General features: G+C 68.0%; 13 protein-coding genes and 4 pseudogenes. 8 read left to right on the top strand and 9 right to left on the bottom strand.

Going from position 1 to position 22,062, the window contains the following annotated elements:
- The first annotated feature begins 26 nt into the window (after positions 1 to 26).
- Positions 27 to 458 carry a DUF6223 family protein gene (locus tag ACX25U_RS38480; protein WP_454386980.1) on the top strand — a complete coding sequence of 144 codons (432 nt, stop codon included), beginning with the start codon at positions 27 to 29 and terminating at the stop codon, positions 456 to 458.
- 237 nt (positions 459 to 695) lie between these two features.
- A pseudogene (locus tag ACX25U_RS38485) lies at positions 696 to 844 on the top strand (IS5-like element IS4811 family transposase); the annotation flags it as partial.
- A gap of 32 nt (positions 845 to 876) precedes the next feature.
- Here the strand turns inward: ACX25U_RS38485 and ACX25U_RS38490 are convergent.
- Both ACX25U_RS38490 and ACX25U_RS38495 read right to left on the bottom strand, forming a co-directional pair.
- Positions 877 to 1,095 (bottom strand): hypothetical protein, encoded by a 219-nt coding sequence (locus ACX25U_RS38490; protein ID WP_454386982.1) that lies wholly within the window; start codon positions 1,093 to 1,095, stop codon positions 877 to 879.
- 597 nt (positions 1,096 to 1,692) lie between these two features.
- Positions 1,693 to 2,277 (bottom strand): hypothetical protein, encoded by a 585-nt coding sequence (locus tag ACX25U_RS38495; protein ID WP_454386984.1) that lies wholly within the window; start codon positions 2,275 to 2,277, stop codon positions 1,693 to 1,695.
- Positions 2,278 to 2,919: 642 nt separating this feature from the next.
- On the opposite strand from ACX25U_RS38495, the pseudogene ACX25U_RS38500 reads away from it, so the two are divergent.
- Positions 2,920 to 3,063, top strand: a pseudogene (locus tag ACX25U_RS38500) (IS256 family transposase); the annotation flags it as partial.
- A 32-nt stretch (positions 3,064 to 3,095) separates the two neighbouring features.
- Here the strand turns inward: ACX25U_RS38500 and ACX25U_RS38505 are convergent.
- The 3 genes and pseudogenes from ACX25U_RS38505 to ACX25U_RS38515 all read right to left on the bottom strand — a co-directional run.
- Positions 3,096 to 3,257 (bottom strand): annotated as a pseudogene (locus tag ACX25U_RS38505) (IS630 family transposase); the annotation flags it as partial.
- A 365-nt stretch (positions 3,258 to 3,622) separates the two neighbouring features.
- Entirely contained in the window at positions 3,623 to 4,144 is a 522-nt protein-coding gene (locus tag ACX25U_RS38510; RefSeq protein WP_454386986.1) for an SMI1/KNR4 family protein, read from the bottom strand.
- 13 nt (positions 4,145 to 4,157) lie between these two features.
- Complete coding sequence (locus ACX25U_RS38515) at positions 4,158 to 12,851, bottom strand: golvesin C-terminal-like domain-containing protein (protein WP_454386988.1); 8,694 nt, start codon at positions 12,849 to 12,851, stop codon at positions 4,158 to 4,160.
- 335 nt (positions 12,852 to 13,186) lie between these two features.
- Between ACX25U_RS38515 and ACX25U_RS38520 the strand changes: the two genes are divergently transcribed.
- Positions 13,187 to 13,726, top strand: a complete 540-nt coding sequence (locus ACX25U_RS38520) for a hypothetical protein (RefSeq protein WP_454386990.1) — start codon at positions 13,187 to 13,189, stop codon at positions 13,724 to 13,726.
- Between the two features lie 328 nt (positions 13,727 to 14,054).
- Here ACX25U_RS38520 and ACX25U_RS38525 read toward each other — a convergent pair whose 3' ends face one another.
- Positions 14,055 to 15,599 carry an IS1182 family transposase gene (locus ACX25U_RS38525; protein WP_454386992.1) on the bottom strand — a complete coding sequence of 515 codons (1,545 nt, stop codon included), beginning with the start codon at positions 15,597 to 15,599 and terminating at the stop codon, positions 14,055 to 14,057.
- A gap of 96 nt (positions 15,600 to 15,695) precedes the next feature.
- Here ACX25U_RS38525 and ACX25U_RS38530 point away from each other — a divergent pair, with 96 nt between their 5' ends.
- The 3 genes from ACX25U_RS38530 to asnB all read left to right on the top strand — a co-directional run bounded on the left by ACX25U_RS38530 (position 15,696) and on the right by asnB (position 18,832).
- Positions 15,696 to 16,412 carry a hypothetical protein gene (locus ACX25U_RS38530; RefSeq protein ID WP_458633793.1) on the top strand — a complete coding sequence of 239 codons (717 nt, stop codon included), beginning with the start codon at positions 15,696 to 15,698 and terminating at the stop codon, positions 16,410 to 16,412.
- 58 nt (positions 16,413 to 16,470) lie between these two features.
- Positions 16,471 to 16,761, top strand: coding sequence for an integrase core domain-containing protein (locus ACX25U_RS38535; protein WP_454386996.1), 291 nt, complete (start codon positions 16,471 to 16,473; stop codon positions 16,759 to 16,761).
- Positions 16,762 to 16,990: 229 nt separating this feature from the next.
- Positions 16,991 to 18,832, top strand: coding sequence for an asparagine synthase (glutamine-hydrolyzing) (gene asnB / locus ACX25U_RS38540; protein WP_454386998.1), 1,842 nt, complete (start codon positions 16,991 to 16,993; stop codon positions 18,830 to 18,832).
- 173 nt (positions 18,833 to 19,005) lie between these two features.
- On the opposite strand, the gene ACX25U_RS38545 is transcribed toward asnB, so the two are convergent.
- Positions 19,006 to 19,275 carry a hypothetical protein gene (locus ACX25U_RS38545; RefSeq protein ID WP_454387000.1) on the bottom strand — a complete coding sequence of 90 codons (270 nt, stop codon included), beginning with the start codon at positions 19,273 to 19,275 and terminating at the stop codon, positions 19,006 to 19,008.
- Positions 19,276 to 19,372: 97 nt separating this feature from the next.
- Between ACX25U_RS38545 and ACX25U_RS38550 the strand changes: the two are divergent.
- Positions 19,373 to 20,493: pseudogene (locus ACX25U_RS38550) on the top strand (integrase core domain-containing protein).
- Between the two features lie 82 nt (positions 20,494 to 20,575).
- On the opposite strand, the gene ACX25U_RS38555 reads toward ACX25U_RS38550, so the two are convergent.
- On the bottom strand, positions 20,576 to 21,220 hold the full coding sequence (locus ACX25U_RS38555; RefSeq protein WP_454387002.1) for a TetR/AcrR family transcriptional regulator: 645 nt from the start codon (positions 21,218 to 21,220) through the stop codon (positions 20,576 to 20,578).
- Complete coding sequence (locus tag ACX25U_RS38560) at positions 21,217 to 21,852, bottom strand: TetR/AcrR family transcriptional regulator (RefSeq protein WP_454387004.1); 636 nt, start codon at positions 21,850 to 21,852, stop codon at positions 21,217 to 21,219. Before ACX25U_RS38560 ends, ACX25U_RS38555 begins: the two co-directional genes overlap by 4 nt.
- Positions 21,853 to 22,062: the final 210 nt, after the last annotated feature.

Here is a 22,062-nt window from a genome sequence, read left to right on the forward strand (position 1 = left end):
TCGCAGGAAGAGAAGGAGCACCTCGAATGTCTGTTCGTCGCCTGCTTGCCGCCGCCGCCGCGGCCGCCCTGATCAGCGGTCTCGCGCTCGCCGAACCGGCGGCCGCGGACCCCACTGCCCAGCCGGTCGCCGCAAGCGTCTACACCCTGAGCGCCGGCCGCATCGGATCCTCCTTGGCCGCACTGGTCGGCCTCCTCGGCGCGGTCAACGGCGGCCTGGCCCTGGCCCGCCCCACCGGTCAGGGTCACATCGGCACCTGGGCCCGGCGGAACGGGGCCGTCACGGCTCTCGTGGCGGGTCTGATCGCCGTGGTCGTCGGCGGGTCGGTTGCGGCCACCGCCGACGGCGGTCTCGGCACCGGCAACGGGCTAGGCGGCGCCTACGTCGCCATGCTGGTGGGCCTGATCGCCGTCACCCTCGGTTGGCTGGCCCGCTCCCGCTCCCGCCGGACCGGCTGACCGAACCGGCTGACCGAACCGTGAATCCTCTGGAAGGCCCGGCTGTATGCGGCCGTGGCCGGCGATGGCCGCACGATCGTTGGCGCGGCGGTCCGGGCCTGTCACCAGCCGCAGTGTCGCCGGATCAGCGCTGTCGTACCCAGAGCCCAGCGCGACCGTGACGCCGGGCGTCGTTCGCCTTCCTGGCCGACGGTGACGGTCCGCGCGCAGGTGCGCGTAGCGGAACGGGGACAGGTGGGCGACGTCCTCCTCCCGGACTGGCTCGCCGACCGGCCCTCAAGTGGATGCGCGCCCGCCGCCACGCCAGGGACTACGAGAGGCTCGTCCAGCACAGCGAAAGCCTCAGCACCTGGGCAGCGATCACCCTCATGACCCGGCGCATGACTCATGGCAAGTCCGTGGCCTGAGCGAGACCAGTTCAGCCCTGCTCATACTCTGCTCTGGCGACTGTGGGGCGGCGGCGATATAGCCCGTGCAGGCTGAGGACGACCATCGCACCGGCTATCACGGGCCACCACAGCGAAGCTCCGTGCCGGGCCAGCTCTATACCCTTCATCAGCAGCATGGTCGAGAGCAGCACGGCGAGCCATCCCATCGCGATGTCGACCGGACCACCGTTCCGGAACAGATTCTGCATATTTCGCCTACCCCTGTGCTGCGGCACCACACGATCACGGTGCGCGCGAGCGTAGTCATCACTCCCTCGACGCCATCACCCGGGCGGAGGTTGAGAAACAGGTACTGAAATCTACCGGCGGGTTACTTGCTCCCTGGTGTCCGAGCTGGGACTACAGGGCCGACAAGGACAACGCTCGGCGGCCGCCAAGGCCACCCGGTAGCTGGAGATCCCTCAATGGTGCCGACCGTTGCTGTCATAGGCCGGGCAAGGGGAGCCGGATCAGGCGTGCGGTCTGCGTTTTCGTCACCCGTTCGGGCTCGCCCGACCGCCGCGAAGGAGACCGGTGGCCGTTGCTCGGGAATGGCGCCAACAGGGGGTGTTCCAGCGGGAATCTGCTTGGGGGTGAGCCGGTGGAGCAGGTGGACGTCGGCGCGGGCAGGCTCGCAGCGCCTACTGTCCGGTTTTAGGATGGCGTGGCAGGCACGTGGACTGTCAGGCAGTGGTCGGGGGCGGGCACCACGAGCGGGGTGCCCACGGGAGGCGGGGGCTGAGACCAGAACCCCGGCCCGATTACGGCGGGCCGGGGTTCTACATGGTTCGCCTCAGGCGGCTGGCTCAGTCGTCGAACTCGTCGAAGCCGAAGCCCTCCTTGCCGTGGTGGCGGTGGATCACCCGGAAGCTGCCCACCACTCCGTTCTTGACCTTGACGCCATCGTGGACGTGATGCACCTTGACGCCGTTGGCTTCGCTGTGGGGGCCGACCGTGGCGACGGGGGCGCCGTTGTCGCAGGTCGCCCCGCGGAAGAACTCGACGGTCCTCTTGCTGTCGTTGCGGATGTTGAAGCTCTTGGAGCCCAGGCCGCTCACCACGGTGATGCAGCCGTCCGGGTGGGCTGAGAACGACCGCTCGTTGATGAAGATCCGGCCCACCCTGTGGTGGCGCTCCTTCTTCTCGTGGCCGCGTTCGCCGCCGCGTTCGCCGCCGCGTTCGCCACCCTCGCCGCGTTCGTTGCCCTCGTTGCCCTTCCCCTGTCCGCTTCCGCCATCCAGGGGGGCCTGGGCGGGAGCGGGCGCCTGCTGGACGACGGCCGGGGCCGCCTGGGGCGCGGGGGCGGCCGTGGCGTAGGTGATGCCGGTCGCGGTCAGAGCGGCGGCGGCCGCTACGCCCGCGGTGATGGCAGAGGAACGGGACATGATCATGTTGCTGTGCTCCTTCTCTGAGAGGCGGGCTTTGACGGCCGCCGTGTGATTGAACGTACCGACGGCCCCCGGAGCCGTCATTTCGGGCATACGGGAAGGGCCGGCGCCGGAGAGCCGAACGGGGTACTCCCCAGCTGCTGATGGCGCGTCAAATAGCCCAATAGAACAGGCGAATCGGTGATCGATTAGGCCTTCAAGGTGATCTCTGACGTCTGCTCACCCATGCGGCAGCGAGTCGCCTGGAATTGCCGGCGCGATGAGCCCCGGCATACCGGGGCAGGCGGGTCACCGACCGGATCGCGGCAGCCGCCCTGCCCCGCCAGGGCTTTGTGCCCATGACGTCCGCCATCCGGCGTTGACCGGGCCGCCGTGCGGCGGTCAGGGGGGAAGCCCTCAGCCCGGGCCTACGGCGACCGCCTCACCCGGCCGGCGTGCCCGCACAGGATTTCTGAATTCACGTGAGGTCTGTTCAACGCGCGGACACTGGTGCAGGTCACGCCGCCACGCAGCTGACAAGCTCGCCTGCGGTCCACGCTGCTGCGCGCCATGACCTTCATGATCGTCGCCTCGCCGTGCGCCGTGGCACTGGCCACCGTGCCGCCGCTGCTGCCCGCCATCGCCAACACCGGACGCCACGGCGTGCTGGCCATGGTCTTCAAACGCGTCGAGTCCGCCCAGGGCCGGTGGTGGGCGGTGAACGCGCCCCACCTCGTCGCCCTCGTCCGCGCCGGGGACCGCTTCGAACGCGGACAGCTCATCGAGTGCCCCGAGCTCAGCGCAGCCTGAGCCACCTCAACTGATCCACAACTCTTGACAATGACTTCCTGCGCGATCACCGGGACCCGGTTCCCGCCGGCCGATGCCAGCAGCATCATCGCCCGCCGGTAGCGCACCGAGTCGGTACTTCCCCGGCGCACGATCTGCTGCAGCTTCTGCCCTTCGTGATCGGTCAGTCTGCGCACCCGCACAGGCTCGGCCACCACACCTCCAGCGATCAAAACCGACGTCACCGCCCATCCAACCGCCCTAACCACCAACCCGGCGAACCTTCCCGGTCACAGCACTAGCGACCAAAGATCGTTAGTGGGCCAACTGAAAGAGCTCAGTCGACTTGAGGCTCTCGGACTCAGCGACGTTGTGACCGGCACCCGAGTTGTCCAAGCGCTTCTGGAGTCGAGCCCGGAATCGGACGACATTGCCACTTACCCCATTGTTGATGAGAGAAATGCCGATCGGTTAGCGGAGCCCCACCATTAAATGGTGGGGCTCCGCTAACCGAAACGGGGAGATCTTCACACGGTGGTACCCCCTGTCACCAGGACAGGAGATACCACCGTGTTCATTTTCAGGACAGGGCTTCGTAGAACGGGCCGTGAGGCGCGAGATTGCGAGAACACAACGTCACGTCTCTACCCTTGAGATAAGCCAGCAGCCACTCACTGAACGTCATCTCGTAGAGGGTCCAGGCCGGACTGTCGAACTCCTGGACCACGACGCGCCAGGGCAACGAGGGGCCATCGGGAACGCGAAGGAAAATCCATTCCCCCGTCATGGCTGACGCCACCGGCATCAACTCACCGGGGTTCGCCCCTGCCGGACTGGGCAGGAACTCTGCCATGTCCTCCTCGCGCCACATCTCGAGGTCCCCCCTGATGGTTTCTCCCAGACTGTGCAGAAGATGGCAGGCGGGATGCTCCAGATACAGCTGCCCGTTGATCTGGATCGAACCGTAGGCGTCCACGATCTCACGGAAGTCCGCAGGAAATTCGATACCGAGTTCCTGCTCCAGTTCGATCCACGGCGCCGGATCCGACCAGTTGAACCGTGGTTCACCCAACAGGGCTTGGATCTCTGAAAGCGTTGCCACCACTAGGACCCTTCTAGCACTTCGAACCGATGCCGGTCTTGGAGTTGATCGCAGTGCACGAGAACGTGTCCACAATATTTCCCTGGGGTCCGTATGCGGTCATTCCCACCTGAACGAGTGTGGGAACGGCCGAATGTGGATCTCCGTAGATGGGAACGACCGACATGAACAGTTTGTTGTCCCCGGTCAAGTGCTTCCACCCGAAGGCTTCCACCTTGCTGGCCATTCTTGCATTTGCCCTGCCGTGCAAAGCGACCAGGTTTCGGACGTCCTGACCGGTGCCCTTGCCCCAGTAACCTATCAGGTGGCCGGCCTGCGGTCTCCCGCCTCCTGCCCTGATTTCCTCCATTCCGTCCGGCGAAACAGACGGCTCGCATTCGGGGCACTTCGGCAGGCCGCCCGCTCCGGTGCGCGACCTGCGGTCGCTCTTGGTGAGGAATGCAAAGGCGCCGGTCGCCCTGCAGCCCTTGTTCCCCTGGTGGTTCGTGTACTCCTGAAGACCTCCGTAAATCCGCCCTCCGTCGATCAGCGGCAGCGGGCTGCAAGAGGCGCTGTCGGTGTCGGTACCCCGTGGTTGAGGCCTGGGCGCGGGGCCCGGCGACGGCTGGGGGGTGGGACCCGGACGCGGTTTGTTGGACGATTCGCTGGAACCGGACTCCTCCGCGGACGGTCTCAGCATGTCGCCGACGGCCTGTCCCGCGTCCTGCAGGCTCTGCTGGCCCTGCGGCGTCGACGCGTATGCGGCGGTGCCGAAGAGCGCCGCGTACCCCCAATAGGCGAGCGGAATCCCGAACCAGGCGAAGTGACCGTCGAGTTCAATGCCGCTCACCGGGTTGCCGCCGGTGAAGGCGTAGCGGTTGCCGGTGAACGGGTCCGCGCCCAGGCTCATGTCGGCCAGGGCGCCGTTGTACATGTCCCGGGTGGTGAAGCGGTTGAGGCCCGGGTTGTAGTCGCGGAAGCCCATGTCGTACGTGCCGGAGTGGGCATCCCAGCGCTTGGCGTTGAAGCGGTAGGGGTTGTACTCCTCCTTGTCCGGCTGGCCGGCCTCGGGCTTGTCGATGCCGGTGAACTCGGACTCGTCGTTGTTGCCGTAGGCGGTGTAGCCGTAGGTGGCCTTGGTGTCGCCGTTGCCGTCGGTCAGGGTTTCGACGTCGGTGTGGCCGTTGTAGCCGTAGAAGCCGTCCTCGGTCGTGCCGTCGGTGTTGTGCTTGATCTGCGACAGGCGCTCGCCCCAAGGGCTGTACTGGTACGACTTGGTCAGCTCGCCGGCGACCTTCTCGTCCAGTACCTCGCCGGACAGGCCCAGGTACTCGAAGTCGGTGGTCTTGCCGTCGGCCGTCTTCGACGCGGTGCGGTCCAGTGGGTCGAAGGTGTACGTCGTCGACTTCATCGCGCCGGTGGCGTCCAGCTTCTGGGACTCCACGACGTGGTCGAAGCCGTCGTACACGCTCCGCTCGATGACCTTGCCGCCGGAGGTGACGGACTGCTGGCGCCCGAACGGGTCATAGGCGTAGGAGGCCGTCGAGGTACCGGTGACGGCCTTCAGTAGCCGGTTGCGGTCGTACTCGTACCTCGTGGTGACGTTCTTGACCGTCTGGCTGATGACGTTGGCGTTGTCGTCGTGGACGTACGTCTCCGTGGCAGCGCCGGTGCCCGTCTTGACCGATTTGGCGAGCCGGTCGGCCGGGTCGTAGGTGTAGTCGGTCGTGGAGTCGAGGTACGCCGCGTGGTTGTCGGCGTTCATCTTCTTCGCGACGTCCTGCGCCTTGTTGCCGTTGGGGTCGTAGGCGTAGGTGTGGGAGGCGACGAGGGTGCCGTTGCCCTTCTTCTCCACCGTCGACTTCAGCGCGCCGTCGAGGTAGTAGGTGTGGTCGACGGTGTTGTCGTTGGCCTTGGTCTCCTTCAGCTTCTGGCCGCGGTCGGTGTACGTGTACGACGTGACCTTGGGGGTGCCGTCCGTCGCGGATTTGCCGACGGACACCGTCTTGACCTTGTCCCGCAGGTCGTAGGTGTACTTGGAGAACTGGTCGGGGTGGGTGACCGTCTCCGACTGCCCGTTGGCGTCGTACGTGTACGACGTGACCTTCTTCTCCTGGCCCGCGAAGGCCTCGGTCACCTTCTGGACTTGGTTGAGGCCGGTGTAGGCGACCGTGTACGCGTCGACCTTCGCCCCGGACGAGGTGTCCTCGATCGACGTCAGGTTGCCGTTGACGTCGTACGCGTAGGTGAAGGTTCGTTTCTCGTAGTCGGTATCCGCGGAGTTGTCACGAACCAGCTTGACCGCGTCCGCAACCACGGTGCCGGTGCTGTTCTGTTCCAGCTTCAGCCTGGTGTCCTCGCCCTGCTCGAGGGCGTAGCTGCCGAGGCTGACCCAGGTGCCGGTGCCGGCCGTCTGGTCCTTGGTGACCGCCGGTTCGGTGGTCGTGCCGTGGGTGAGTGTGTACTTCGCGGTCGTGGCGGCGCCGGTCACCTCCGGGTACTTCACGTACGCGGTGTACGTGCCGTCCTCGGGGATGTCGAGCGTCCACGTGAAGGCGTCCGTGCCCGTGCCGGCCGCGTGGGTGCGGTGGTCGTAGCCCTGCTGCCCGGTGAGGTCCCCCTTCGTCCAGGCGCCCGTGGAGGCGGTGTGCTGGGTGTCGGAGTTGTCCACCAGGACCACCGACTTGCCCACCGGGACGCCGTCGTCGGAACGGGACTTGAGCTTTCCGTCGGGGTAGAACGACCACGTCATGGTGCGGTTGGAGGAGCCGCCCGCCGACGTCAGCGTCCTGGCCGTCTGCTGGCCCAGGGCGTTGTAGTCGTAGGTGGTGGCGATGGACCACGGGTCCGTGGAGGCCTTCACCCAACCGTTGTCGAAGTAGTCGAATACCGTGGTGTTGCGGACCGTCTGCCCCTCCGAGGGCGGCAGCGAGGTCTTCGCGACCCGGCCCACGGCGTCGTACACGGTCTCGGTGTAGACGTTGGGGTCGCTGTGGCGGGTGTCCGCCGGGTCGTACGGCTGGTACTGCTTGACCGGCCGGTTCAGGGCGTCGTACTCGGTGCGGGCGGTGAACGCCGTGGTCGTCCCCGCCTCGACGGCCCGCGGGGTGATCACCTTGGTGGTGTTGCCGACCTGGTCGTACTCGTACCGGGTCGTGCGGTAGGTGATCGACGTGGTGCCGCTGTGCGGGACCTTGACCTCGGTCTGCTTGCCGCGCTCGTCGTAGCTGATGAGCGTGGTGTTGTTCTCCGCGTCCGTGGTCGAGACGACCCGCGAGTCCTTGTCGTAGCCCCGCTTGGTGGTCTTGCCCGCGGCGTCCGTGACCGCGGTGACCCGGTGGTTCAGGTCGTAGGCGGTCATGGTGGTGTAGTCGGTCGTGTCGGCCGTGGCGTTCTTCTTCGGGTCGATGACCTTGGTGGCGTTGCCGACGTTGTCGTACTCGTAGCTGACCTTGTCGCCCTCCGCGTTGACGACGGAGGTGAGCTGGTAGATCTCGTCGTAGTGGTTGGTCGTGACGAAGTCCGTCGCGTCCGACGTGGTCAGCGTGCCCTTCGGCTCGGTCGTCGTCCTGAGGTTGCCGACCTTGTCGTAGGTGTAGAGCGTCCTCCGCTCGTCCGACGTCGTGGTGTACTTCGGCGCGGTCGCCGAGGTCATCTGGTCGGTCTCGTCGTACACCGCGGTGGACACCGCGCCGTTGGGCGCCGTCGACGTGGTGACGTTGTCGTTGGCGTCGTACACGGGCGCCGGAGCGGTGATCAGGTCACCTGCGGCCTGGTCCTTGGGCTCGGTCTTGACCAGCGGACGTCCGAAGGTGTCGTACGTCTGCGTGATCGTCTTGCCCAGCGCGTCGGTGACCTCGGTGACCTGGCCACGCTCGTCGTAGACGAACGTCGTCGACTTGTTCAGCGCGTCCGTCATCGTCCTCGGGAAGCCCGTGGGCCCGAAGTCGCTGTTCGTGTCCGCGTTGCCGTTGGCGTCGATGGCCTTGGTCAGCTGACCGTGTATGTCGTACTCGTACTTTGTGGTGTAGTCATCCGCCGTCGTGGTGGCGACGCCCTTGGGGTCGGTGACTGTGGTCAGGTTGCCGAAGGTGTCGTAGCCGAACTGCCAGGCCCGCCCCTCGGGGGAGGTCTTGCGGAACAGGTCGGCCGCGTAGCCGTCGGCGCGCGTCTGGTACTCGTACGTCGACGCGTTCGCCGGCCACTTGGAGGTGTCCGTCACGCAGGCGGTCGACTGGTCGGGCACGTCCGCCTTGTTGTTCTCCGCGTCGCGCTGCCAGAGCGGGTAGCCGGTCTTCTGGTCGTAGCAGTAGGCGGTCTTGGCGTCGTTGGCCTCCTCCAGGTAAGTGACGTTGTTGTCCGCGTCCCAGCTCATCTTCGTCGTCTGGGACTTGGCGTTGGTCGTCTGCACCGGGCGGCCGTAGTCGTCCGTCACGTACTTCGTGGCGTGCGACTCGGCGTCCGTGACGGTGGTGTCGGTGAACTTCGCGTTGCCCGCGTCCACCGTGTAGGTGAAGCCGGTGTCGCCGCCGAGGCGGTCGGTGATGGTCTTGGTCCACCAGTGGTACTTCGGGTCGTCACCGGCCTTGGGCTCGTTGTACGCCATCTGTGTGGCGTGTCCGCGTGGGTCGGTGGCCTTGACCAGCTTGACGTTCTTGTTGCCCTGGATGGCGTCGTAGGTGAACTTGAAGACCTTCGGCTGGCTGGAGCCGTCGCCGTCGGTGATCCGGCCGAGCAGGCCCTTGTCCGTGTAGTAGAACGAGATCTTGCGTACCGGCAGGCCCGTGACCGAGCCCGAGATGTCCGTGATGGACTTGACGTGGTCGTAGATCTTGGAGTTGTTCAGCTTGCTGCCGGTGACCTTGTTGCCCGCGTCGTCGATGTACTCGTACGAGGCGTCGCCCTTGTTGTAGTACTCCACCGTCAGTGACTGACGCCCGGCCGGGTCGGTGATGTACTTCAGGAACTTGGTCGGCTTGTTGTTGGACTTGCGCTCCTCGTAGGTGTACGTCTGCGTGTTGCCGTTCTTGTCGACCACCGAGGTCAGGTAGCCGTCGCAGCCGAAGAGGAAGCGGGTGCCGTCCGGGCGCAGCAGGGTCCAGGCGTCCGGGATCGGGTCCTTGTTGGGGGTGCAGTCCAGGCCCGCCTTGGCCGTGATCTTGTAGTGGACGCCGGCGGGCGCCTTCCATCTGCCGTCGTCCTGCTTGCGGAAGACGTGCGTGGTGCCGTCGCCGTCCGGCAGGCGGATCTCGGTGGGGTTGGGGTTGGGGTGGAAGTCCAGCGGCGCCCCGAGCCGGATGGGTCCGGCCAGCTGCGCGGACCAGCCCGCGCCCGTCACCGTGTCGGAGGTGTCGAGCGAGTTGTAGGCGAACCGCGCGAAGGTGGTCAGGCCGCGGCCAGGGTTGGTGAACGCGTTGTAGGACCACACCGCATTGCCGGAGGCGAGGTTGTTCATCACCGTGGAGCCGGCGCCGGTGTTCTTGCCGGTGTAGGAGTAGAACTTCTCCAACCCCAGCGTGTTGGAGGTGGGGTCCTCGACCGCGACGTTCTGCTTCAGGGCGGAGATGCCACCGGTGCCGGCGGACAGCCAGCTGCCGTCGGAGACCTTCTTGATGTCCCAGCCCAGCACGTAGTCGGTGCGCTTGTTGCCGGAAGCCGAGTTGATGGGCGTCTTGACCTGCGCCTTGATCGTGGCCGACTGGCCCGGTGCGAGGGCCGGGACGGCGGTGGCCAGCTGGTTGCCGCCGGTGGTCACGTCCGTGCCGTCCGGGAGCTTCCAGGTGTAGGACAGGACCCGCTCACCGGCCGCCCACGCGGTGCTGGTGGTGTTGGTGACGGTGAAGTCCACCGTGTAGGTGGAGTTCGGGGTCATGCGGGCCGGGGTCTGCGGCGCGTAGTAGGTGTCCTCGGTGGTGGAGTCGACGTAGATGACGCGCAGCAGCGGGCCGAGCTGCCAGTCCGAGGCGGCCGAGGACAAAAACAGGGTGCGTTCCTGCGGGCCGGTGGACGATTCGTCCTTCAGCCTGACCAGGGCGCCCTTGTTGGAGGCGGGGGTTTTGGTCCAGCCCTGGGTGAGGCTGGTGGCGTCCCACCAGTGCCGGCCCACCTCGGACATCTGGGCGACGGTGTCGGAGACGGTGGCCGAGTAGTCACCGCCCGCCTTGGTCCACGCGGTGGTGGAGGTGGCGTTGTTCCACGTGGTGGTCTTCTCGTCGAAGTCCCGTGTCAAGCCGCGCAGTTCGTAGATCGCGCCGTTGGTGTCGGTGGTGGTCTCCGCACCCCACATGAACAGCCGCGACTCCAGCACCGTCGCGGTGGTGGGGATCGTGGTGGTGGGGAACTTCAGCACCGTGCGGGTCTTGCCGTAGGTGGCGGAGTTGTTGCCCACGCTCAGCCAGTTTTGGGCCTTGTAGGACTGGATGGTGTCCTGGTTGGTGGTCGGCTGGGCGGAGGACAGCGTGGAGTCGGTGACCCCGGCGCCCCGGCCCTGGACCAGCCGCATGGTGCGGCCCGCCTTCGGGACACCCACGATGCGGGTGGGCGAGCCCAGCAGCTGCCCGTTCTTGGTCTTCACCGCGAGCTGGTAGTAGTACGACCGGCCGATCTCCTGCGAGGAGGAGTCCGGGGTCGGGGTCGCGGTGGTGTCCGTGTACGACGTGACCGACTTCGCGATCGGGGCGATGAGGGTGGCCGCGGACGGGGTGAACGACTGCTGCGTGGAGCGGTGCAGCTGGTACTCCACGATGTCCAGCCCGCTGTCACCGGTGGTGTTGGCGTACGCCTTCCACGACAGCTCCGGACCGGTGGAGTGCACCACCGTGGGCGAGTCGAGTTCGGTGCCGACGGTGCCGTAGGTGACGGTCAGGCGTGGGATGGTCGCGGTCTCGCCGCCGTAGTTGCCGTCGCCGGACTCGTACCGCGGGCCGCCGAGCGGCGCGGTGGACGACTCGTCCGCGGCCTTCAGGACGAAGCCGTGGTTGGTGTACGTGCCGTTCAGCCACTGCTGGACGGTGTCGGTGACCGGGAATTTGTGCCACTGGTTGTAGGCGCCGACGGACTTGGTGATCTGGGCGGGGTTGACCAGCCGGACCGCGTCCGCGATCACCGCCGTCGAGGTGGAGGCCGGACCGTCGCCCAGGACGACCTTGCCCGCCGTGCCCTTGGCGAACGGCAGCTTCTTGCCGCCGTTCAGCGAGGTCCACACGCCGTTGGTGCCGGACTGCTGGTTGACTGTGTAGGTCGCCGTGCCGCCGCTGTGGGTCACCGTGTACGGGGCGTTGGTGGCCCGGTCGGTGGCGGCCACGTAGTGCACGTCCACGCGGTAGCCGTCGGTCTCGGGGACCCTGGGCTGCCAGGTGTAGGCGTCGCCGGAGACGGTGTCCTTGTTGTAGCGGTAGTCGCCGCCGATCGCGTACTGGGCCAGCGACGAGGTGGACACCGGCCAGCTGCCCTTCGCCGCCGTGGTGCCCGCGTCCCCGTCGTCCACCTGCACGGACGTGCCGGACAGCTCACCCACCAAAGCGCTGGTGTTGGACCAGGTGGCCTTCGCCTCGTCCCACGCGCCGGTCGCCCGGTGCGCCTCGAGGGTGACATCGCTGCCGTTGGTGGTGTGCGACTGGTCGTAGTACAGCTCCAGACGCGCCGAGTCGATCTTCGTGCCCGCCGGGACCTCGTCCAGCGGGAACTTCACCAGCGAGCGGGCGATCCCGGTGTCGGTCTTGCCCGCCGGCAGCTTCCACGTGTTGTTGAAGTTGTACGCTGGCTGGTCCGACAGGACCATGACATCCTGGGACTGCGACGGCGACGGGGCGATCGTGATCGTCGGGTCGATCGCCACCGGGTACTGCCGCTCCTTCGCGGCCAGCCACCCCGCATCCGGCGTGACCGTGATCTTCCAGGCCTTGCCGTCCCGGGCCAGCTTCTGCGAGACTTTCGGGCTGTAGGCGTACCCGTACGGGGAGGAGGCGTCCTTCTTCGCGTCCGTCATGAACGCCGCCGGGATCACCATCACCGGCGTGTTCGGCAGCTCGCCGAACAGGGCGATCGAGCCGTCCTTGCGCGCCTTCGGCGTCAGGCCGTCGGCGTCCAGGGTGAAGGTGAACTGCATTGGCCTGTCCGGGCGTTCGGCCAGGGTGATGTTCTCCTTCACCCGGCCCGGCCCCACCTCGTACACCAGGTCCGCGCCGCGCACCGCGTCCTGGTACGTGACCGTGGAGCCCTTCGCCTCCGGCTTCAGGCTGCCGGCCGCGCCCTTCAGGCCCAGGGTGACGGACCGGCCGTCGCCCGCTTCGAACCGCAGCAGCCGGTCCGGGTGGGATCCGAACCAGCTCTTGCCGAAGTTGGTGGTGTTGGCGAACTCGAAGTCCTTCGCCGCACTGCCGCGGACGGTGGGGTCGATCGCCTTCCATGCCGCCTTCGTGCCGGACCCGGATCGGTAGGAGGTCGGCGTCGCCGACAGCTCCGCCTGAACCCGGCCGTCCGACAGCTGCCAGAACCGCGCGTTCGCCGTCCGCCGGCCGGTCAGCTCCTTGACCCGCTTGGCCTTCGGGTCCTTCTTTCCCTTCGGCAGTTTCTGCCGGTCGGCTATCCCCAATTCGTCATGCGACGGCGGTTTCCCGTCTGATTTTCTGTCCTCCGCGAACCAGCCCTTGACGGTGTCGACGATTTCCTCTCCGCCACCGTCATCAGCGGGTGCCGCATAAGCGATCTGGGGCAGCGCGGCACTCATCACCGCGGATACCACCAGGCACGCAACCAGCCTGCCCAATCTGGGTCTCACGCCAAACCTTTCCCATGCATCGTGTCCAAAAACTGCCGCCGAGAACCCGCCCCCACCTGCGGTGACGGAAGATCATGCACAGCGGCGCCGGGTTTCTAACACAGTTCGATGACAGGAAGTCAAGCGACCGGATATTACCGGCACTTGACCCTCTACTTCGGCACCCGGGGGCGAATCGACCAGCAGAATGTCCGCTATTTCCGCTCGCTGGACAGGTGTTCTCACGGGCATGTATAAACGCTCGGCTTACGCAACAGCGATGGCATGTGCGAGAGGACGAAATAATGGGCACCACGGCCTCCGAACCGACGACAGATCAGCCGCAATCCACGGGAACCACCAAGGGAACTCCCGGTGAATTCCCCGACTCGACAATCGGGTCGGCAGCCGATACCGCCGACCGGCGCTCCCTGCGCGCCGGACTCGTCGCAGGCGGTGCGGTGCTGGCCGCCTGCGCGGGGCTGGTCCTCTACGGCGTACTCAACACCAGCGGCAGCGACAGCAAGGCACAGCAGCGCAGCCCCGCCGCTCCGGTGACCTACGAGGTGACCGGCGAGGGCACCGCGGACATCACCTACCAGGGGCGCAGCGAGACCGGACAGGCCACCGCCGTGAAGGCAGCCACGCTGCCGTGGCGCGCGACCGTGGAGGTCCCGCTCGGCCAGGACCCGACCGTCAGCATCGTCCTCGACAGGAAGGGCGGGCAGGCCCGCTGCACCCTCGCCATCCGCGGACAGCACGTCCAAAGCGCCACCGCGGCCGGGGAGTTCGGCCGCGCCACCTGCGCCGGCCGGCTGCCTCGCCCGGACATGTCTGAGAACTGACGTGGTGCCTCGCCCCCGGCACGGCGACCCACACCACGCACCGCAGGCACGAGACAACCGCAAGGGAAGGCCAAGAGCTCCAGAAGATCCCGCGCCCGCCGACCGCAGATCGGCAAGCGCAGAACCTGGCCGGCCGTCGGCGCCACCGTGCTCGGCGGAGCGGGCCTGGCCACGGCCGCCGCCGCTCCCGACCACTCTGCGGACGCCCAGGAGGCCCGCCCGGCCAGCGCGGACACGAGCGCGCTCGCCGGCTCCAGCACCTCCTAGAAGATCACTGAAGATCTTGCCTGGTCACTGTGGTTTTCGGGGTGGGGATCGCTCCCTGTTGTCAGGGGGTGGCGGGGACGAGTATCCAGGTGTTGTTGCTGCGGGTGAGGCCGAGGTTGATCAGTCGGCGGAGGTTGAGGGCGGCGGCCCGGGTGTGGAGCCAGGTGTCGTTCTTGAGGGTGCCGAGGTAGCGCAGGCGGCGGTTGCCGTGGGCGACCAGCCAGGCGATGCCGCGTTCGACCGGTGGCCTCCAACGTCGGTAGGCGGCCTGCCAGTCGGGGTGGGTGGCGGTGCGGCGGGCGGCGGCCTGCTGGTCGTGGTGCGGCCGGATGGTGAGGATCCGTCCGTTCCTGGCGTTGGTGCACCGCTGCCGCAGCGGGCAGTTGGTGCACCGCTCGGCGAAGAAGGCTTTGCGCTGCAGATGCTGTCCGGCGGGGTCACCGAGCAAAACGGTGCGGCCGGCCGGGCAGGTTACCGCCCCGGTGGCGGTGTCGATGAAGAAGTCGTCCAAGGTGAAGCCGCCGGGGATGGCGGGCTTGAGCGGGGCGGGCTTGCAGAACACCTGGTGGCCGGCCGCGGTCAGGGCGGCCCGGCATTGGTGGCCGGAGCAGGCGGTGTCGGCGAAGAGCCGAAGCGGCCCGGTCTCGTCGGCCGGCAACTCCAGGGCGACCGTGCCCTCGGTGTGGTCGGTGCCGCTGCCGGGGTGCAGGGCCACCGCGGTGAACAGCCCGCTCTCCGGCTCGAAGGCGAGGTGTCCTTTGAAGCCGTCTGTCTGCCGGTGGGTGGTCTTGTGGATGTGCCGGGCCTCGGGGTCGGCGGTGGAGATGACGCGGCCCTCGGCGGTGCGGCGGGCGATGCGCCACCGGCCGTCGGTGCCGTCGGAGTCCTCGGCGGGCTCGACGTCCCGCCCGGCGACCAGGGCCAGGATGCCCACCGCGTTCGCGGCCCGTTCCCCGAGCTCCTGGTCGGGCAGGTGGGCCAGGACCCGGATCGCGTCGGTGACCAGGGCGTCGACGAGCTCGGCCCGTGCCTTCTCGTCGTCCCAGGCGATCTTCGGCTTGCCCGGGCCGGCGAGGTGGTCGTGCCCGGTGCACCGGGCCTTCACGGTCTCGGCGCCGCCCGGGACCTCCCGGGCGACCCGGCGGACGGCGGAGATCAGCTGGGTGACGGTGTCCTGGGTGGCCACCGCGTCCTCGAACACGGTGGAGTCCAGGGCCCGCCGGTGGCGGCCCTGCAGGATCCCGGTGGCCTCCACGACCTGGCGCACGGCGGTGAAGAGGCGGTGCGGATCGCGCGAGTGCTGCAGGCGGCGCCGGAAGGACGTCAGCAGCGAGGGATCGAAGCCGCCGTCCAGCAGCCCGAGCCCGCACGCGGCCTTCCACCGCAGGTCACACCGCAGTTCCTGCACCGCCTCCAGATCCGACAGGCCGTGCAGGACCTGCAGTATCACCACGGTGGACAGCACCTGCGGCGGACAACTGGGCCGCCCATTGGCCGACGGGTACATGTCCGCGGACATCCCCACCGGGAGCAGCGCCGCCCGGTGCTCGGCCAGGAACGCGAACACGCTCCGCTCCGGGATCAGCTCCCGGCAGACCTCCCACACATCAGGCCCGACCTGTGCCGCTCGAAAAGTCGTCGTCGCAGGTGGCCGCGGTGACGGGTCGTCGGCTGGGAGCATGCCCGGATGATCGTGTCCCTGTTGTACGAGGTGACCCGGAAGTTGCTCTCCCTGCCGTCGTTGCTGTTTTGCGGGGATGCGGCGAAGGACGCTGGGCTTCTCGTGCTGCGCCACGAGAACGCGGTGCTGCGCCGGCAGCCGGCCGGCCCGATCCGCTACGAGCCGGCCGACCGGTTCTGGTTCGCTGCCCTCTGCGGGCTGATGCCTCGGTGTCGCCGGCGCGAGGTCTTCCCGGTCACTTCGGGCACCCTGCTCGGCCGGAATCGCCGATTCGTCGCCGTGAAGTGGGACTGCAGCGCGCGCAGGCGCACCGGTCGGCCGCCGGCCGCCACGGCGCTCAAGAACCTCGTCCTGCGACTGGCCGGCGGGAATCCGCGAGAGGGCCACCGGCGGATCCAAGGAGAGTTGGCGCGGCTCGTGCACCGGATCGCCCCCCTCGACGGTGGGGAGATTCTCCACGCGGCGGGCATCGACCCCGCGCCGCGTCGTTCTGGTCCGGCCTGGCGTGAGTTCCTCACCGCCCGGGCCGAGGGCATCGTCGCGGCGGATTTCTTCCCCCTTCGACACCGCGCTCGGCAGGCGGCTTTCTGCGCCGGCCTTCCCCGGGCACGGCACCCGGCGCCTGCACATCACCGGCGTCACCGCCCGTCCGACCCGGGAGTGGACGGTGCGGCAGGCGAGGAGTCTCGCCGCCGGCCCCGGGATGCGCAGGGAGTCTCTGCGGTTTCTGCCGCGTGACCGCGACGGCAGGTACGGTGCGGCGTTCGACGCGGTCTTCGAGGCAGAGGAACTGGACGTGATCAGGAGTGCACCGCGGGCGCCTGGGACGACCGCCCCCTGCGAGCGCGTCGTCGGCAGCCTTTGCCGCGAGGTACTCGACCCCATCCTCGTCAGGGCAGAGACGCATGCCCGGCAGGTGCTCGCGGCCTGTCAGAGGCACCACGACGAGCATCGGCCCCACCCGGCGCGCAGCCAGCTACCACCCGATGCCCCAAAACAGCCCACCGCGATGGACAGCGGCGCCCACAAGCTGCTGCGCACCCGGATCCTCGGCGGCCTCATCAGCGAGTACAGATACGCCGCGTGACCTGCGGCGACGACTTCTCGAGCGGCACACGTTCTCCACGTCTCCCGGGAGGGCCCGGCCCGCGAGAGCGACTCCCGGCGTGGCGCTTTTGACCGCCGGCACTTCGTGAAGGACGCTGACATATAGATGGCAAATGCATTCGCTTTCTGTCGCCGGTCGGTTTGCTCCCTGTCGTCCATCGGCGGCGCTGCTGCCGGTGGCACATCAGCGACCGGAACGGAGGACGACCGTGTGCGGTATCACGGGATGGATCTCATACCAGCGGGACCTGCGCACCGAGCAAGCCACCGTGGACGCAATGACCGAGACAATGGCCTGCCGCGGCCCGGACGACCGCGGCACCTGGGTCCAGGGCCCCGCCGCGCTCGGCCACCGTAGGCTGGCCATCATCGACTTGCCGGGCGGCCGGCAGCCGATGAGTGTCCAGGAGGCGGGGAAGGCAGTGGCCCTGGTCTACTCCGGCGAGGCCTACAACTTCACCGAGCTGCGCAAGGAGCTCATCTCACGGGGGCACCGCTTCACCACCGACTCCGACACCGAGGTGGTGCTGCACGGCTATCTGGAGTGGGGGGAGGCCGTTGCCGAGCGCCTCAACGGCATGTACGCCTTCGCCATCTGGGACCAGCGCGAGCAGAAGCTCGTCATGATCCGCGACCGGATGGGCATCAAGCCCTTCTACTACTACCCCACCGCCGATGGCGTGCTGTTCGGCTCGGAGCCCAAGGCAATCCTCGCCAACCCGCTCGCCGCCCGCACCGTGACCCTGGACGGGCTGCGAGAGGCGTTCGCCTTCGTGAAGTCACCCGGTCACGCGATCTGGCAGGGGATGCGTGAGGTCGAGCCGGGGACGGTGGTGACCGTGCGCCCGGAGGGGGCACAGACCCGCGTCTACTGGTCGTTGGAGACACGGCCGCACCCGGATGACCGCGACGGCTCCATCGCCCGGGTCCGGGAGCTGCTCGAAGACATCGTGCGCCGCCAGCTCGTGGCCGACGTGCCGCGCTGCACCCTGCTCTCGGGCGGCCTGGACTCCTCCGCCATGACCGCCCTGGCCGCCCGTGAACTCGCCGCGGTGGGCGAGAAGGTCCGCAGCTTCGCCGTCGACTTCGTGGGGCAGAGCGAGAACTTCGTCCCCGACGACCTGCGCGCAACCCCGGACACCCCCTACGTACACGACGTGGCAAGCAGCTCCAAAACCGAACACCAGGACATCGTCCTGGACTCCGACCAGCTGGCCGACCCCGAGGTGCGGGCCCGCGTCATCCGGGCCAGGGACCTGCCCATCACCATGGGCGACATGGACGCCTCCCTCTACCTGCTGTTCAAGGCCATCCGGCACCACTCCACGGTCGCCCTGTCCGGAGAGTCCGCCGACGAAGTGTTCGGCGGCTACCAGCAGTTCTTCGACCCCACCGCGCGGGAGGCCGACACCTTCCCCTGGCTGGTGCACTTCCGGCAGCACTTCGGCGACGAGGACAGCATCCTCACCGAGGACTTCACCAAAACCCTGGATCTCGCCTCCTACGTGCAGGACAGCTACCGCCAGGCGGTGGCCGGCATCCAGCGGCTCGACGGCGAAAGCGGCTTCGAGTACCGGATGCGACAGATCAGCCACCTCCACCTCACCCGCTTCGTCCGCGTCCTGCTGGACCGCAAGGACCGCATGAGCATGGCGGTGGGACTGGAGGTCCGCGTGCCGTACTGCGACCACCGGCTCGTGGAGTACGTGTACAACACCCCCTGGCGGCTGAAGTCCTTCGACGGCCGGGAGAAGAGCCTGCTGCGCGAAGCCACCGCCGACCTGCTGCCCCCATCCGTCTACGACAGGGTGAAGAGCCCCTACCCCTCCACCCAGGACCCGGCCTACGCCGTGGCACTGCAAAACCAGGTCAAGGAACTCCTGGGCAACCCTGCACACCGGGTGTTCGACATGGTCAGCCACGAGCGGCTGACCCGCGCCGCCGAATCCCACGCCCCCCACATCGGCCAGGCGTCCCGGCGCGCCCTCGAAACGGCCCTCAACATCGCCGCCTGGATCGACCTGTACTCCCCCTACCTCACACTCGGCTGAGCCCCTGCCGGGGCTGCGGAGGACATCGAGGCACCGGCGGGAATCACCTGCTCGCACCTCAGCAGATCGCGGGCAGGCTGGAAAACCAGTTTCGTCTCCTGAGGTCGTCGCGCGCCGTCGACAAACGGCATCAGACGCTGCGAGCGACGATCGAGTGGAGCTACGACCTGTGCTCACGAGCGGAGCAGCTGTGCTGGGCCCGGCTCTCCACCTTCCCCGCCGACTTCGATCTCGACGCGGCCGAAGCCGTGGCGTGCGGCGGCGACATCGAACCGGACGCCGTGCTCGAACTGGTCGGGGCCTTGATCGAAAAATCGATCCTGCGCACCACCCCGCGACATGGCGACCAGACGCGATACCGGTGCACCGATCCGGTCCAGGACTTCGGGCGCGAGAAACTGGCCGAGCTGGAACCGAACGGATTGCGGGTGCCGATAAATCATCCGCTCAGGTCACGGTCTTGATCGGCCGTCTCTGATGCGGCTGCCGGCCGCTCCGCTGTCTTCGCCTGGGCGGGGGAGGACGGCATCATGACCGGTCGTGCTGCTGCGCCTGGCCTACCTCGCCGCTACCAACATCTTCACCCTGCTACGTCTCCTGCCGATGAGCGACCGCGAGAAGGACGTGGAGATTCTCGCTCTGCGGCACCAACTGCTCGTCCTGCAACGCCAGGTTGCCAAGCCCGCGTTCACCGACGCCGACCGCGTGATGCTGGCCGGTCTGCTCCATCATTTGCCGAGGGAGAGGTTGCGGCGGCTCCCGTTGCTGGTCCGCCCGGACACGATCCTGCGCCGGCACCGTGACCTGCTCAAGCGATGCCATGCCGCGACCTGCGCGCCCAAGCGCCGTGGGTGCCCGCCCACCGTCCGCTCGATCCGCGTCCTGGTCCTGCGTCTGGCCCACGAGAACAGCTCGTGGGGCTACCGCCGGATCCTCCCCCGGCCTTCGGCCGGGAGGTGCCCCCAGGCGAGCTCGCGGCGCTGGGCATCGAGGTCGCCGCCTCCACGGTCTGGGAGATCCTTCGCGAGCACGGCATCCCGCCTGCGCCCAAGCGGCAGAGCACCACCTGGGCCGACTTCCTGCACGGCCAGGCCGACGCGCGGCTCGCCTGCGATCTCTTCGAGACCCGGACGCTGACCGGGGCGCGGATGCACGTCTTTGCCGTCATCGAGCACTCCACGAGGCGCGTCCGGATCCTGGGCGCAACGGCACACCCGGCCGCGGAATGGATCGTGCAGCTCGGCCGCGATCTCGTCATGGACCTGGAGGACGCGGGCAGCAGGGCCAGGTTCCTGATCCGGGACCGGGACTCGAAGTTCACCGCGGCCTTCGACGCCCTGCCGGCCGATGCCGGTCTGAAGGTCGTCACCACCGGCATCCGGATACTCCGGATGAACTCCCTCATGGAGCGCTGGATACAGACCTGCCGGCGCGAGCTCCTCGACCGCACCTTGATCTGGAACCAGAGCCACCTCCTGTACGCGCTCCGCGAGTTCGAAACCTTCTACAACGAGCACCGGCCGCACCGAACGCTGAAGCAAGCCGCGCCCCTTCACGCACTACCCGAACCGATTAACGTGCCAGCGCACATCAGACACATGGAAGTCCCCCGACGGGACCGACTCGGCGGAACCCTTCATGAGTACCGACATGCTGCTTGACCAGGCCGGATGATGTGTCGGCACCCGCAATCTCAAGAGGGGGACGGTGATGCTGCCGGAGGCGGACCGGCCGCCCGTCGGGTCAGCCCGCGGTCGCGTCCTCCGGCGGAAGGCAGGTGAGTACGCCGGACATGAGGTCGACGTACTCCTCGGAGTCCCAGTCGGAGTAGACCTGTGAGCCGACGGCCGCGCCGTCGGCGAAGGCGACGACGAGGGTCGCGACGTCGTCGGCCCGGTCCGCCGATGCGCTCGGCTCGACCCGGCGCACCCAGGCAGAGATCATCCGTCGGACCTGGAGCCGGCAGTCGAGGAACGCGCGGCGGGTCTTGGCGTACGTGTCGCCCTTCTCGAGGAGGACCTGCATCCCGACGCGCATGAAGTCGGGGACCATGCCGAGGGTCCGGTGCGATCCGCCCACGACATTGCGGACGCCCTCCCCGAGAGTCGTCCCGTCCTCGGCCTCCCACCGGGGCACCGTCACGAGCCACTCGGCGAAGCTGTGCCGGATCACCTCGGCGAAGAGTCCGTCCTTGTCCTCGAAGTGCCAGTAGACCGAGCTGACCGGCAGGCCCGAGCGGCGGCACACGGCCGCGATCGTCGCGCCGGCCACCCCGTGGGTCTTCGCCAGCTCGGCGGCCGCCTTGAGGATGCGGTCGGCCGACCGGGCGGTCGGGGCCTCGTCCTCGGACACCGCCTCGAGGTCGGCCGCGGACTGCCGCGCCTTCATGCCGCTGCTCCTGTCCGGACGAGGTGCTCGGCGAGGCCCAGGGCGGCGAGGTTGACGACGCGCTTGACGTCGCGGCCGGAGGTCGAGCGGACATGCATGAAGAGACCGTCCATGAGCATCATGTGGAACCGGGCGAGGCGGTGCGGCAGCCGCGGGTCCTCCGCCACCGCCTCGGGCCGGAGGAGCTGGACCCACCAGTCCGTGATCGCGGTCTCGGTGTCCTGCCGGACCTCGGCGTAGAGGCGGCGCGCGGCCGGCTCCTTGACCCGCTGCTGGAGCGTGAGCAGGAGCCCGAGGGACCAGAACTCCGGCGAGGTCGTGAGCGAGACGGCGGCCCGCTGGAACCGCGTCTCGACCTCCTCGGCGACCGAGCCGGTCTCGATGGGGCCGGCCCAGGTCGGGGCGAGCGCCCGCCACTCCCGGTAGGAGAAGTCGAGGGTCGCGGCGAGCAGGTCGTCCTTGCTCCCGAAGTGCCAGTAGATCGAGCTCGCGGGCAGCCCCGTCGCCTCGGTCACGGCGGCGACCGTCGTCCCGTCGTAGCCGTTGCGCGCCGCGATCTCGAGCGTCGCCTCGAGGATCGCGCGCCGGGACTCGTCACCCTGGCGGTGACGGCGGTCGGTCTTGCGTGGCACTGCTCTGCTCTCCCCCTGCTGCCGGGCCCGGGTCGGGAGCATCCGGGCTTCTTTCACTGTAACAGTAACTCCGGAAGGACCTGCTCTCCCGCCAATCTGGACATCGGCCATTTCTCGTTGTTGTGCACGCGGAACCTTGCGCTACAGCGTCGGAGACTCTACCTTTCGCTGTAGTGATCACTACAGAATCGTGGACCAGTGAGGTGACGC

The sequence above is a fragment of the Streptomyces sp. JNUCC 63 genome, assembly GCF_054366325.1.

What these genes read in the sequence shown, in the direction of transcription:
- ACX25U_RS38480 (WP_454386980.1), top strand. Translation starts at nt 27, where the DNA reads ATGTCTGTTCGTCGCCTGCTTGCCGCCGCCGCCGCGGCCGCCCTGATC.
- ACX25U_RS38495 (WP_454386984.1), bottom strand. Translation starts at nt 2,277, where the DNA reads ATGATCATGTCCCGTTCCTCTGCCATCACCGCGGGCGTAGCGGCCGCC.
- ACX25U_RS38545 (WP_454387000.1), bottom strand. Translation starts at nt 19,275, where the DNA reads ATGATTTATCGGCACCCGCAATCCGTTCGGTTCCAGCTCGGCCAGTTT.
- ACX25U_RS38520 (WP_454386990.1), top strand. Translation starts at nt 13,187, where the DNA reads ATGGGCACCACGGCCTCCGAACCGACGACAGATCAGCCGCAATCCACG.
- ACX25U_RS38490 (WP_454386982.1), bottom strand. Translation starts at nt 1,095, where the DNA reads ATGCAGAATCTGTTCCGGAACGGTGGTCCGGTCGACATCGCGATGGGA.
- ACX25U_RS38515 (WP_454386988.1), bottom strand. Translation starts at nt 12,851, where the DNA reads ATGAGTGCCGCGCTGCCCCAGATCGCTTATGCGGCACCCGCTGATGAC.
- ACX25U_RS38555 (WP_454387002.1), bottom strand. Translation starts at nt 21,220, where the DNA reads ATGAAGGCGCGGCAGTCCGCGGCCGACCTCGAGGCGGTGTCCGAGGAC.